The organism is Streptomyces hokutonensis, from assembly GCF_000376565.1.
Lineage (GTDB): Bacteria > Actinomycetota > Actinomycetes > Streptomycetales > Streptomycetaceae > Streptomyces > Streptomyces hokutonensis.
In genome coordinates, this window is record NZ_BARG01000033.1 from 296,886 (window position 1) to 310,017 (window position 13,132).

Sequence of the window (13,132 nt, forward strand, 5' to 3'; positions counted from 1 at the left end):
CCCTCAGACCCGTTGGAAGGTGCGGGTGCCGAACATGCCCTGAGGGCGGATCAGCAGCACCAGCACGGTGAAGGAGAAGACGAACGTGTCCCGGAAGCTGGCGGAGACGTAGTTCGCCGCGAGGTTGTCCAGGACGCCGATGGTCAGCCCGCCGAGGACGGCGCCGTACATGCTGGTCAGGCCGCCCAGGAAGATTCCGGCGAAGGCGCGGAAGAGGGGCGCGACCAGCGCGGTGGGGACCAGACCGGAGCGCGGTGCGTACAGGCAGGCGGCGAGTGCGGCGAGGCCCAGGCCGAGCGCCCAGGAGATCCGGGCCAGCCGCTGCGAACTCAGGCCGACCACGCGGGCGGTCTCCGCGGACTCGGCCGCGGCGCGCATCGCCGAGCCGAGCGTGGTGCGGGCGAAGAGGTAGCCGACCAGGGCCATCGCCACGGCGGCGACGGCGATCGTCAGCAGGCTCTGGGCCGGCACCGCCGCCCCCGACCAGCGCACGGTCCCGTCGACCAGGCTGGGAAAGGCCTTGGGCTGGTCGCCCCAGATGGATCCGGCGACGTTCTCCGCGACCAGGGAGACGCCCATCGTCACGACGAGCGCGGAGAACAACTGGCCCTGTCCCAGCGGCCGGATCACCGTCTCCCGGACGAGCAGGCCCGCCGCCACCGTGATCACGACGGCGGCGAGGACGCCGAGGACCGTGGCCACACCGCGGTCGTGCAGCGAGAGCGCCACGTACAGGCCCAGTGTCGCGAGCGACGCCATCGCGAAGTTCACGACGTCCGTGGCCCGGTAGATGATGACCAGCCCGAGACCCATGAGGCCGTAGACGGCTCCACTGGCCACACCGCTCACCAGGACGAGCAGGAACTGACTCACAGTCCCTCCTTCGGGGAAGAGCGCGTTCGCGCCACATGTGCGGGAAGCATGATCACCTCACAAGAGAGTCAAAGTGAACTCACTTCAGTAAGCTAGGGGCGGTCTCGCCGGAGGGGCAAGCCTCGTGCACCGGATTTGTGCCGGGCACCCCGAGCGGACTCAGTGCCCGGTGGCCGACGGTGACTCGGTGAGCGCGGCGCGTGCCGCCGCCAGGCCGAAGACCAGCGCGGGGGCGAGACCGCCCGCGTAGGCACGCCGGTACAGGCCGCCCGCGTCGGCGCCGGCCGCCAGCAGGCCCGGGACCGGCACCCGACCGTCCGAGGCCGTCGACAGGGCGTGCGCCCCGGCGTCGATCAACAGACCGCCGAAGGTGAACGTGATCGCCGGGGCCGCCTCGACGACGTAGAACGGCGCTTCGTCCAACGGGCGTTGATCGAGGGAGCGGCCGGGCGTCGGGCCGCCGCTCGCGCTCGCGGTGCCGTTGAACTCCGCGATCCGGTCACGGATCGTCGCACCCGGGTAACCCCATTCCTCGGGCATCGACGCGAAGTCCTCCAGGCTGTCCGCCACCGCGCACCGGGCACCGGCCCGATGGCACAGCTGGAACTTGTCGACGCCGGGGATGCCCTCCACGTACGAGGCGCTGATCCACTCCCGGTGCACCCGCGCGTCGGCCACCAACAGGCCGCGCGCTTCCGGTCGTTCGAGCAGCGCCATGGTGGTGAGGTGGTCCCCGGCCGTCTCGTCGACGAAGCGCTCGCCCGTCGTGTCGAACAGCAGGGCGTGCTCGCTGTAGTAGAGCGCCAGGTCCACGAAGCGCGCCGGGTCCGCCGGCGAGACACCGGCCGGCATCAGATGGCCGTAGAACCCCGCGTCCTTCTTGCCGAACGCGGCGCCCGCGGCACGGCCCAGCGTCAGGCCGTCGCCCCGGCTGTGCGGGTTGGCCCGCAGCCCGATGTCGGCGGCCCGGGGGTGGATGTGCTCGGCGCGCAGGTCCGGATCGCCCTGGAAGCCGCCGGTCGCGAGCAGTGTCCAGGTGGCCCCGATACGGCGCGGAGTTCCGTCCGGGAGCAGGACGTCCGCACCCTTGACCGCCCCGCCCTCCGTCACGAGGGACTTGGTCCAGGTGCCGGTCAGCACCTCCTGGCCCCGGTCGCGGATCAGTCGCTCGCACGTGTCGAGGTAGTGGTTCGTGTCGAGCTGATGCCCCCGGCCGAAGCCGAGCACCGGCACCGGCGGGCGGCAGTCCACGCCGAGCGACCGGATCCAGGCGACGCCGTCGGCGAACCCGTCCAGCAGGGCGGCGGCCAGTTCCGGGTCGCCGTCCGGGTTGACCCGGCGCATCTCCTCGACGGTCGGGGCCGTCCACACGAAACCGGCGAACCGGGCCGAGCCGCCGGTGCGTTCCGCCTTCTCCACCAGCACCACCGAGCCGCCCTCCGCGGCCACTCGGGCGGCGGCCGAGAGCCCGGCCATGCCGCCGCCGATCACCAGCAGATCCACTGTCTCCGCGTCCGCCACGGGTCCCACCGCCTCTGTGTCGCCGACTGGAATGCGACGCTAATTGAACTCACTTCTGTAGTCGAGAGGGTGGACGACGGAGGATGTGGTGGTGCGGGTTTCGGCCGCGCGGGCCGTAGTCGGGTGCGTCAGTCGGGTACGAGGACCGCGCGCCCCCGTACGGCGCCGGACCGTAGCCTCTCGATCGCCTCCGCCGCGTTCGACAGCGCGAACCGCTCGACGCCGACCTTCAGCGCGCCCTTCCGTGCCAGGGCGGCGACCGCCTCCAGCTCGGGCAGCGTCCCCCAGAACGGCAGCGAGATCCGGGTCCCGGGCGGAAGCGCGCCGGGTTTGCGTACGGCCAGCTCTCCGCCGCCGCTGCCCACCACGGCCAGCTCTCCGCCCGCCCGCAGCACCGCCACCGCGAGCTGCAGGCTGGACCGGCTGCCGACGAAGTCGAGCACCGCCACCGCCCCGGCGCCGCCCGTCCGGTCCCGCAGGACTCGCGCGGTGTCGGCCCGCGACAGCGTCCCGAAGTGGGCGCCGCACTCCTCCGCGAGGGCGAGCGCCTCCTCGCGCACGTCCACGGCCAGGATCCGCGCGGCCGTCGTGGCACGCAGGATCTGCACGGCCAGATGTCCCAGGCCGCCGATGCCGAGGACCACCACATGGGCGGTCGCGCCCTCGCTCAGGGCGTGCCGGACCATGGTCACGGCGTGGTGCGCGGTCAGCCCGGCGTCCGACAGGGGCGCCGCCTGGACGGGGTCCAGGTCGCCCACCGGGACCAGCAGTCGCCCGGACGGCACGAGCAGCAGGTCCGCCATTCCGCCGTCGCGCCCGAGCCCCGCTCCCGTGCCGACACGGTCGGTGTCCAGCGCCGGTCGCCGGTCGCAGTAGTTCTCCGCCCCGGCCGCGCAGCGCGCACAACTCCCGCAGCCCCAGGGGCCGTAGACGATCACGCGCTCGCCGACCGCCGGTCCGGTCGCCAGCGGGCCGCGGTGCAGCACCCGGCCCGCGACCTCGTGTCCGAGGGTGAACGGGAGCCGGTAGGGGAGGGCTCCCGGCCGGGCGTCGATGACATGGAGGTCCGACCGGCAGAGGCCGGCCGCCTCCACCTCGATCAGGACCTCCTCGTTCGTGGGAGTGGGGTGTGCCACCTCGGTGAGGACCGGTGGGCCGCCCCAGCGGGTCAGTCGGACCGCTCTCGCTGCGCCTGTTGACATACATGGGACAGTAACAAAAATGAAGTCAGTTCAGGAGATGGTTGTGGCTGGTCGCGCCCACGCGGCGGAGCCGCGAATCGATACAGCCTCGCGCCCCTCAAGGAGTTCGAGCCAGGGAGGTTTCGGTGATTCGGCTCGATGTTGATCCCGCAGCGCTGTCGGAGACCGATGGGCAGCGCCAACTACGTTCAGTTCTACGGGACTTGCTCGGCCAATACTGCGGACCCGTGGGTGTTCGCGCACAGGTCGACAGCCCCCGCGGATTCGACCAGGTGCTGTGGAACCGGCTCGCCCGTGAGATCGGGGTGCATGGGCTCGCGTTGCCCGAGGAGTACGGGGGTGCTGGGTATACGTACGCCGAACTGGCCGTTGCTCAGGAGGAGTTGGGGCGCGTGCTGTGTCCCGCGCCCCTGCTGGCCACTGTCGTTCTCGCCGGGCATGCCCTGTTGGTGAGCGGCGATCAACAGGCCTGTGCGCGCTGGCTTCCGGGTATCGCGTCCGGCGAACTCACGGCCACGGTGGCCGGATTCCTGTATCCCGCCGATGTCACCGCCGAACGCGGCCCCGGCGGCTGGGTGTTGCGTGGAGACGCCGACTTCGTGCCCGGCGGAGAGGGCGCGGATCTGCTGCTGGTCAAGGCCCGCGCGCCGGACGGGGAGCGGCTGTTCGCCTGCGAGCCGGACGGGGCGACCTGCGACCGTACGGCTCGGCGGGTCCTCGATCCCACGCGGCGGCAGGCACTCGTGCGATTCCGCGGAGCGCGCGCCGAGCCGGTCGGAGAACCCGGGCGGGCGGCGGAGGTCGTCGACGCCGTGCTCGACGCCGGCCGAGTGGCCCTCGCGGCCGAGCATGTAGGCGGCAGCGCGCACGCCCTGGACGCCGTGCTCGCCCATGTCTCGCGGCGGACCCAGTTCGGGCGGGCCATCGGCTCGTTCCAGGCGGTCAAGCACCGGCTGGCCGATCTGCTCGTCGAGATCGAGGGGGCGCGGTCGGCCTCGGCCTACGCGAGCGCCTGCCTTGCCGCGGGAGCGTCGGAACTGCCGCTCGCCGCGAGCGCCGCGGCGGTCGTGTGCACCGGCGCCCATCGGCTCGCCACCACCGAATACGTGCAGCTCCACGGCGGGATCGGCTTCACCTGGGAGCACCCCGCCCATCTGTATCTGCGCCGGGCGCGGGCCGACGAGGCACTGTTCGGCACGGGCGACGACCACCGGCTGCGCCTGGCCGGACTGCTCGGGCTCGCCCGCTGATCGCTTCCCGGGCGATCGCCTCCCGATCCATTGACAGGGGCATCCGTCCGCCCACAGAATCGAACTCAATTCAGTTCAGTTTGGAGGAGCTCATGGCAGTCGAAGACGAGATCCAGTTCGAGCGGGACGGGCAGGTGGCGCGGGTCTGGCTGAACCGCCCGCACAAGAAGAACTGTGTGACCGTGCCGATCCTCGACCGGCTGGACGAGATCATCACCGAGGTCGACGCGGACCCCGAACTGCGCGTGCTGGTGCTGCGCGGGCGTGGGAACACGTTCTGCTCCGGGTTCGACCTGGACAGCCTCAAGGCCGACTTCGTGGGCAGGTCCAACGCGATCGACGTCGCCGTACTGTCGGCGAAGGTCTGCGACCGGCTCTACTCGATGAAGACCCCGTCCATCGCCGTCCTCGAAGGTCATGTCACCGCGGGCGGCTTCGAGTTGATGATCTCCTGCGACTTCGCGATCGCCGCGGACGACGCCCTCATCGGCGACTTCCACATCCGCCGCGCCCTGTTCGGCGGCGCCGGCCCCATCTACCGCGTGCCGCGCATGATCGGCGTCCGCAAGACCAAGGAGCTGATGCTGACCGGCAAGCTGCTCACGGGGGTCGAGGCCGCCGAGTTCGGTCTCATCAACTCCTCGGCGCCCGCCGACAAGTTGGACGCCACGGTCGAGGAGTTCGCCGACCAGCTCGTCGACAAGAGCCCGTTCACCATGTGGATCACCAAGATGACCATCGACCGGAGCCTCGACGCCGACATCCAGTCGCTGATGGTCATGGAGCACCTCGCGGTCGGGGTGATGCTCAACTCCGAGGACGCGGCGGAGGGCGTGGCCGCCTTCCTGGAGAAGCGGGAGCCGCAGTGGAAGGGGCGCTGAGCGCCGTGCCGTCGGAGACCGGGGGCCGGCTGCGCGGCTCCCGGTGTGCCGACTGTGCGGTGGCCGTCTACCCGGCCGACCCGGCGTGCCCGCGCTGCGGCGGACCGGCCGAGCCGGTCGCGCTCTCCGGTACGGGCACGCTGTGGACCTGGACCGTGCAGCGGTACGCGCCCAAGTCGCCGCCGTACGTCCCGCCCGCCGCCGGATTCGCGCCGTTCACCGTCGGCTATGTCGAACTGGCGGAGGGTGTACGGGTGTTGGCGGTCCTCGACATCCGGCCCGAGGACGCGGAGATCGGCATGCCGCTGACGATCGCCGCGGGGGACGGGGTGCCGAGGGCCACGGGAGCCGTCGTATGACCGCCGAGGACGTCCTCGTCTGCGGGGCCGGGATCACCTCCTTCGCCCGTACGGAGGAGAGCGGCCGGCAGCTCGCCGTGCGGGCCGTGCGGGACGCCCTGGCCGATGCGGGACTGCCGTGGACCCGGGTGCGCGCGGCCTACGGCGGCAGCGACGCGGCCGGGAACGCCGACACCCTGGTCGCCGAACTCGGCCTGACCGGCGTCCCGTTCACCAATGTGCGCAACGGCTGCGCCACCGGCGGCAGCGCGCTCGTCTCGGCCGTCAACGCGATCCGGTCCGGGGCGGCGGACGTGGCCCTCGCCGTCGGTTTCGACAAGCATCCGCGCGGCGCCTTCGACCCGCGACCCGCCGACTGGGGGCTCGAGGAGGCCTACGGGCGCGACGGGTTGATGGTCACCACGCAGTTCTTCGCCATGAAGATCCAGCGGTACATGCACGACCACGGCATCAGCCCGCGCACCCTCGCCCTCGTCGCCGAGAAGGCTTACGCGAACGGGGTGTTGAACCCTCGTGCCTGGCGCCGCAAACCGCTCGACGCGACCGAGATCCTCGCGTCGGGCATGGTCAACGACCCGCTCACCCGGTACATGTTCTGCTCGCCCGGACAGGGTGCGGTCGCCCTCGTGCTGTGCAGCCGTGCGGTGGCCCGCCGACTCGGCGGCACGGCCGTGGCGTTGCGCGCGGCCGTCGTACGGACCCGGCGGTTCGGCTCCTTCGAGGTGTTCAGCCCCTGGGCACCGGCCGGGACACCGACGAGCGTGACCGCGGATGCGGCGCAACTCGCCTTCGAGGAGGCCGGGTTGGGGCCCGGTGACATCGACGTGTGTCAGTTGCAGGACACCGAGAGCGGTGCCGAGGTGATGCACATGGCCGAGTGCGGGTTCTGCGCGCACGGCGACCAGGAGTCGCTCATCCCGTTCGGCGCGACCGGCATCGGCGGCTCGCTCCCCGTCAACACCGACGGCGGCTGCATCGCCAACGGCGAGCCCATCGGCGCCTCCGGACTGCGCCAAGTCCACGAGATCGTGCAGCAGTTGAGGGGCCGGGCGGGCGAACGGCAGGTACCGGGAGATCCCGCGACCGGCTTCACCCATGTCTACGGGGCACCCGGCGTCAGCGCCTGCACCGTGCTGACCCGCTGAACCGTACCGCCCCGCTGAAAGGAGGAAGGACCGCCATGGACGGCATACCCGACCCCGACGAGTTCCGTGCCGACGCCCGGAGCTGGCTGAAGGGCGCGGCGACAGCGCGTGCCGCGCACCGGGAATGGGGCCGCGGCGACGACTCGGTGGCCGTCTTCGAGAACTGGACCGAGGCCGAGGAACGCGCCCACACCGACCGGACACGGGACTGGGAACGCACCCGGTACGACCAGGGCTGGGGTGCGATCGGCTGGCCCCCGGAGTACGGAGGGCGCGAACTGCCCGCGTACTACGAGCAGTTGTACCGCGCGGAGGAGGCCGCCTTCGACGTACCGCGCCGTACCGAGATCTTCCCGGTCACCCGGCAACTCGTGGCACCCGCGATCCGGATCTGGGGCACCGACGAACAGAGACGGCGCTGGCTGCGCCCCATGCTGCGCACCGACGAACTCGCCTGCCAGCTGTTCTCCGAGACGGAGGCGGGCTCCGACCTCGCCGCCGTCCGCACCCGGGCCGTGCGGGACGGCGACGGCTGGATCGTCAACGGCCACAAGATCTGGACCTCCGGTGCCCGCGTCGCCACCTGGGGTGTCGCCGTCTGCCGCACCGACCCCGAGGCGCCCAGGCACGCGGGCATCACGGTCCTCCTCGTCCGCATGGACGCACCGGGCGTGACCGTACGGCCCATCCGGCAGATGACCGGCGGCTCCAGCTTCAACGAGGTCTATCTGGACGACGTGTTCGTGCCCGACAGCGACCGGCTCGGGCCCGTCGGCGAGGGCTGGCGGGTGACCCTCACCGTGCTCGCCGCGGAGCGCCTCGACTCCGGCGGTCTCGGCCTGGACAACGCCGACCGGGCCCTCGACCTCGCCCGGCACCTGCCCCGCCCGCTCACCGGAGGCGAACAGCAGCAGGCGGCCGACCTGTTCGCCCGTGCCCTGGTCCAGCGGCTCATCGCGCTCCGTGTCACGGCGGCCCTGGCCGCCGGCCGCGAACCCGGCGCCGAGGCCTCGGTCGGCAAACTCCACGCCACCGCGACCATGCGCGCCACCACCGACCTGGTCCAGCAACTCCTGGGCCCGAGCCTGGCCGCGGACACCGGGGAATGGGGCACCTTCGCCTGGACCGAGCACCTGCTCGGCGCACCCGGCTACCGCATCGCCGGCGGCAGCGACGAGATCCAGCGCAACATCCTCGCCGAACGCGTACTGGGACTGCCCAAGGAACCGAAGGGAGCGGGACGTTGACCACCACTTCCGAGACGACCGCGCTCACTGCCCGGGTACGCGAACGACTGGCGGAGCATCACCCCGGTCTGCCCGTGGGGGAGTTGCGCACACTGCCCGGTGGCCATTCGGGGCTCACCTACCGCATCGCGGCGGGACCGGTCTCGTACGTCGTGAAGGCGGTGCCGCCGGGACAGCGGCCCGTCGGCCGCAACGACGTGCTCCGCCAGGCCCGCGTGCTGCGCGCGCTCGCCGGATCGCCGGTGCCCGTGCCGGGCGTCGTCGCCGTCGACGAAGCCGAACCGGCCTGGTTCGCCATGGAGTTCGTAGACGGCGAAGCCATCGAGCCCGTCCTCGACGAACACCGACTCGACCCTGGATTGTGCCGCGAACGGATGCTGGCCCTGGCCCCTGTATTGAGCGAGCTGCATCGGGCCGAGGTGGCGGGCGCTGAACCTCTCCTCCCCACAGGCGAGTTGGAGCGCTGGAACCGCACCATGCGCGCCGTACCGGCGGAACTCCGCCCAGGCGCCGAGGACGTGCTCGCCGCCCTCGCCACCGCGATCCCCGTCGGCATCGAACCCACCCTCACCCACGGCGACTTCCGGCTCGGCAACGTCCTGTGCGTCGACGAACAGCCCACCGCCGTCGTCGACTGGGAGATCTGGGGGTACGGCGATCCGCGCATCGACCTCGGGTGGTTCCTCCTCTTCGCCGACCACCGCAACTTCCCGCTGCTCGGCCGCGCCGTCCCCGGTCTGCCCGGCGAGGACGAACTGCTCGCCGCCTACCTCGACGGCAGGCCCGAACCCCCCGACCTCGACTGGTTCCGCGCCCTGGCCCGCACCAAGATGGCCGCGATCATGGGCCACAACCTGCGCCGGCACCGTGAGGGGAAGCACCACGACCCCGACCAGGAGCGACTGCCGCCGACGATCGCGGCGATGATCCGCACCGCGCGCGACCTGCTCGCCCGACGGTCCTGAAGGAGCGACACCATGGATTTCGGACTCTCGCCGAAGGCCGACGAACTCCGCTCGCGCATGGCCGCGTTCATGGCGGAGTACGTACTGCCCGCCGAGGACGTCTACGACCGCCAGCTCGCCGAGGCGGCCGACCCGCACGAACTGCCGTCCGTCATGCGTGAGTTGAAGGAGAAGGCGCGCGCGGAGGGACTGTGGAACCTGTTCCTCGCGCACGGTACCTGGGGCGCCGGTCTCACCAACCTCGAGTACGCGCCGCTCGCCGAGCTGGCCGGACGCTCGATCATCGGCCCCGAGGTGTTCAACTGCTCCGCCCCCGACACCGGCAACATGGAACTCCTCGCCCTCTTCGGCACACCCGGGCAACAGGACCGCTGGCTGCGACCGCTGCTGGCCGCCGAGATCCGCTCCTGCTTCGCCATGACCGAGCCCGAGGTCGCCAGTTCGGACGCCCGCAACATCCGTACGCGCATCACCCGCGACGGCGACGAGTACGTGGTCGACGGCCACAAGTGGTACACGTCGGGCATCCTCGACCCGGACTGCCGGCTGATCGTCCTGATGGGCGTCACCGACGCCGACGCGCCCGCGTACCGGCGGCAGAGCATGCTGCTGATTCCGCGCGACACCCCCGGGATCACCGTGCTGCGCGATCTGCCGATGTTCGGCTACACCGACCGCTGCGGCCACGGCGACGTGCTCTTCGAGAACGTGCGGGTCCCGGTGTCGTCGATGCTCGGCGGCGAGGGCGACGGATTCGCCCTGGCGCAGGGGAGGTTGGGCCCCGGCCGGATGCACTACGCCATGCGGGCCGTCGGATTCGCCGAACGCGCACTGGAGTTGATGTGCCGCCGGACACTGACCCGCACCGCCTTCGGAGGCCCGCTGGCCGAACGGGGCGTCGTCCGCGAGTGGATCGCCCGCAGCCGGATCGAGATCGAGCAGCTGCGGCTGCTGGTCCTCAAGTCGGCCTGGCTGATGGACACCCGGGGCAACGCGGCGGCCCGTACCGAGGTCGCCGCGATCAAGGTGGCCGCGCTGGAGGTGGCGCACCGGGTGGTCGACCGGGCCGTCCAGGCACACGGAGCCGCGGGGGTCAGCGACGACACGGTACTGGCACGGCTGTACGCCATCACCCGGGCACTGCGGATCGCGGACGGGCCGGACGAGGTGCATCTGCGGACGGTCGCGCGGCGTGAACTGGCCAAGTATCAGGAGGAGTCGGCGTGAACGGACAGGTCTTGGACGGCCGGGTCGCCGTCATCACGGGCGGTTCCAGAGGCATAGGCCTCGGTATTGCCAAGGCGTACCGGGAGGCGGGCGCCCATGTGGTCATCGCCGCCCGGAAGGCCGACGGACTGGCCGCGGCGCGCGAGGAGTTGCTGCGGACCAAGGGGGACGGCGAGGTCCACGAGGTGGTCGCCAACGCGGGCGAGCCCGAGGACGCCGAACGCTGCGTCGCGGAGACCGTGTCCCGTTTCGGCCGACTCGACGTCCTGGTCAACAACGCGGCCACCAACCCCTACATGGGCGATCTCCTCGACCTCGACCTGCCGCGCGCGGAGAAGACCGTACGCGTCAACCAGTACGGCATGATCGCCTGGACCCGGTGCGCCTGGCGGGCGTGGATGCGGGAGCACGGGGGAGCGGTCGTCAACATCGCCTCCGTCGGCGGACTCGTCGTCGACCCCCACATCGGCTGGTACAACGCCACCAAGGCGGCCATGCTGCACCTGACCCGCCAACTCGCCTACGAACTCGGCCCGACGGCCCGCGTGAACGCCATCGCGCCCGGACTGATCAAGACCGAGCTGGCACGGGCCGTATGGGAGCCGCGGGAGCCGATCCTGACCGCGAAGCTGCCACTGCGCAGACTCGGGACGGTGGAGGACGTGGCGCACGCGGCCGTCTTCCTGGCGTCCGGGGCCTCGTCCTGGATGACGGGGCAGACGCTGGTGCTGGACGGCGGGGCGACCGTGCTGCCGATCGGGGTGGAGGGGTGAGCCACGCGATCGCCGACCTGTTCTCGCTGCACGGCCGGACCGCCGTGGTCACCGGGGCCTCGTCCGGGCTCGGGGCCCGGTTCGCCCTGGTGCTCGCGTCGGCGGGCGCCACCGTCTTCGCGGCCGCCCGCCGGCTGGAGAGGCTCAAGAACCTCGCCGACACGGATCCGCGGATCCATCCCGCCGTCTGCGACGTCTCGCGGGAGGAGGACCGCGTACGGCTGATGGAGACGGCGCTCGACGAGACCGGACGGGTCGATGTGCTGGTGAACAACGCCGGCATGTCCGGAGCCGTGCGCGCCGAGGACGAGAGCGCCGACGACTTCGCGGACGTACTGGCCGTGAATCTGGTGGCACCCTTCCACCTCGCGCGGCTGCTGGCGGAGGCTCCGCGGCGCGACTGCCGTAGTACGACGCGGTCGATCGTGAACGTCTCGTCCGTCCTGGGGCTGGTCTCGGGCGCTCCGCTCGGGGGCGCGGCCTACGCCGCCTCCAAGGCGGGACTTGTCGGACTGACCCGTGAACTGGCCGGGCAGTGGGGGCCGTCGGGGGTACGGGTCAACGCGCTCGCGCCCGGCTGGTTCCGTTCCGAGATGACCGACGAACTCTTCTCCGACGAGCGCGCCCGGCGCTGGGTCGAGCGCGGCACGATGCTGGGGCGGGGCGGTGAACAGGGCGAACTGGACGGGGCGTTGCTCTATCTGGCGTCCGGCGCGTCCTCGTACTGCACCGGGCACGTGCTCACCGTGGACGGCGGGTGGACGGCGCGATGAGGGTCACGGTCGAGGTCGACGGCGACGGTCTGGCCAGGGTCGAGCTGTGCCGCGGGTCGGGCAACGCGATCGACCTGGCGACGGCCCGGGAGTTGCGGGACGCCGCACTGGAGTGCGAGCGGAGGCAGGCCCGGGCGGTGCTGCTCACCGGGCGGGGGCGGTCCTTCTGTGTGGGCGGTGATCTGAAGGAGTTCGCCGCGCTGTCCGGGGAGCGTCTCGCGGCGCACCTCACCGACGTGACCGACGCGCTCCACGAGGCGCTGCGGATCCTCTCCGGGCTGGACGCCCCGCTGGTGGTCGCCGTGCAGGGGGCGGTCGCGGGCGCCGGGCTCGGGCTCGTGGGGGCGGCGGACATCGGCCTCGCGGCGAGCGACGCCGGCTTCACCGCCGCGTACACCGCGATCGGGTACACGCCGGACGCCGGAGTCAGCTGGTCGCTGCCCCGGCTCGTCGGTCCACGGCAGGCGGTGGACCTGCTCCTGACCAACCGGCGCGTACCGGCCGCCGAGGCGTTGCGGATGGGCCTGGTCAGCCGTGTCGTCGCACCGGAGCGGCTGTACGAGGAAGCCGTACGGACCGCGGGGACGCTGGCGCGCGGGGCGACGGCGGCGTACGGGGCGACGCGGCGGCTGGTCGGGCGGGCACTCTCCACGGATCTGGACGAACACCTCGACGACGAGGCCCGCCGGCTGGCCGCCGCCGCGGTGTCCGGGGAGGGCCGCGAGGGCGTGGCGGCATTCCTGGCGGGGCGCCCGGCCGATTTCGCGGGGTGCGAGGGTGGTTCGGGAGCCCGGGGTCGCGCGGTCCGGTGACCTACGCGAACCGAGTCCGCGGAATCCCCGGCCGATCTTCGATTCGTAGCCGACTTGAACTTGGGTCTACTCTCGGACGACCGGACGGCGACGGGTACCGGCCG

General features: G+C 72.0%; 13 protein-coding genes. 10 read left to right on the forward strand and 3 right to left on the reverse strand.

Features of this window, described 5'->3' with window-relative positions; translation table 11 throughout:
- Window positions 1-3 precede the first annotated feature (3 nt).
- The 3 genes from SSP08S_RS20635 to SSP08S_RS20645 all read right to left on the reverse strand — a co-directional run bounded on the left by SSP08S_RS20635 (window position 4) and on the right by SSP08S_RS20645 (window position 3,596).
- Window positions 4-873 (reverse strand): branched-chain amino acid ABC transporter permease, encoded by an 870-nt coding sequence (locus tag SSP08S_RS20635; protein ID WP_019069525.1) that lies wholly within the window; start codon window positions 871-873, stop codon window positions 4-6.
- A gap of 159 nt (window positions 874-1,032) precedes the next feature.
- The gene (locus tag SSP08S_RS20640; protein ID WP_245607921.1) at window positions 1,033-2,403 is read right to left on the reverse strand and encodes an FAD-dependent oxidoreductase; all 1,371 of its coding nucleotides are present in this window, start codon (window positions 2,401-2,403) and stop codon (window positions 1,033-1,035) included.
- 119 nt (window positions 2,404-2,522) lie between these two features.
- Complete coding sequence (locus tag SSP08S_RS20645; protein ID WP_026178679.1) at window positions 2,523-3,596, reverse strand: NAD(P)-dependent alcohol dehydrogenase; 1,074 nt, start codon at window positions 3,594-3,596, stop codon at window positions 2,523-2,525.
- Window positions 3,597-3,721: 125 nt separating this feature from the next.
- On the opposite strand from SSP08S_RS20645, the gene SSP08S_RS20650 reads away from it, so the two are divergent.
- From SSP08S_RS20650 to SSP08S_RS20695, 10 genes are all read left to right on the forward strand, one after another.
- A complete protein-coding gene (locus SSP08S_RS20650; RefSeq protein ID WP_026178680.1) occupies window positions 3,722-4,846 on the forward strand; it encodes an acyl-CoA dehydrogenase family protein in 1,125 nt (374 codons plus the stop codon).
- 92 nt (window positions 4,847-4,938) lie between these two features.
- Window positions 4,939-5,727: an enoyl-CoA hydratase/isomerase family protein gene (locus SSP08S_RS20655; protein WP_019069529.1), complete on the forward strand. Its 789-nt coding sequence runs from the start codon at window positions 4,939-4,941 to the stop codon at window positions 5,725-5,727.
- Window positions 5,712-6,086, forward strand: coding sequence for a Zn-ribbon domain-containing OB-fold protein (locus SSP08S_RS20660; protein ID WP_019069530.1), 375 nt, complete (start codon window positions 5,712-5,714; stop codon window positions 6,084-6,086). Before SSP08S_RS20655 ends, SSP08S_RS20660 begins: the two co-directional genes overlap by 16 nt.
- Window positions 6,083-7,231 (forward strand): thiolase family protein, encoded by a 1,149-nt coding sequence (locus SSP08S_RS20665; protein WP_019069531.1) that lies wholly within the window; start codon window positions 6,083-6,085, stop codon window positions 7,229-7,231. The genes SSP08S_RS20660 and SSP08S_RS20665 overlap by 4 nt, the downstream gene beginning before the upstream one ends.
- Before the next feature lie 35 nt (window positions 7,232-7,266).
- Window positions 7,267-8,478, forward strand: coding sequence for an acyl-CoA dehydrogenase family protein (locus tag SSP08S_RS20670; protein ID WP_019069532.1), 1,212 nt, complete (start codon window positions 7,267-7,269; stop codon window positions 8,476-8,478).
- Window positions 8,475-9,443 carry a phosphotransferase family protein gene (locus SSP08S_RS20675; RefSeq protein WP_019069533.1) on the forward strand — a complete coding sequence of 323 codons (969 nt, stop codon included), beginning with the start codon at window positions 8,475-8,477 and terminating at the stop codon, window positions 9,441-9,443. The genes SSP08S_RS20670 and SSP08S_RS20675 overlap by 4 nt, the downstream gene beginning before the upstream one ends.
- Before the next feature lie 12 nt (window positions 9,444-9,455).
- Window positions 9,456-10,670, forward strand: coding sequence for an acyl-CoA dehydrogenase family protein (locus SSP08S_RS20680; RefSeq protein ID WP_019069534.1), 1,215 nt, complete (start codon window positions 9,456-9,458; stop codon window positions 10,668-10,670).
- Window positions 10,667-11,443 (forward strand): SDR family oxidoreductase, encoded by a 777-nt coding sequence (locus tag SSP08S_RS20685; RefSeq protein ID WP_019069535.1) that lies wholly within the window; start codon window positions 10,667-10,669, stop codon window positions 11,441-11,443. Before SSP08S_RS20680 ends, SSP08S_RS20685 begins: the two co-directional genes overlap by 4 nt.
- Complete coding sequence (locus SSP08S_RS20690; RefSeq protein WP_019069536.1) at window positions 11,440-12,216, forward strand: SDR family NAD(P)-dependent oxidoreductase; 777 nt, start codon at window positions 11,440-11,442, stop codon at window positions 12,214-12,216. The genes SSP08S_RS20685 and SSP08S_RS20690 overlap by 4 nt, the downstream gene beginning before the upstream one ends.
- The gene (locus SSP08S_RS20695) at window positions 12,213-13,028 is read left to right on the forward strand and encodes an enoyl-CoA hydratase/isomerase family protein (RefSeq protein ID WP_051105948.1); all 816 of its coding nucleotides are present in this window, start codon (window positions 12,213-12,215) and stop codon (window positions 13,026-13,028) included. The genes SSP08S_RS20690 and SSP08S_RS20695 overlap by 4 nt, the downstream gene beginning before the upstream one ends.
- Window positions 13,029-13,132 lie beyond the last annotated feature (104 nt).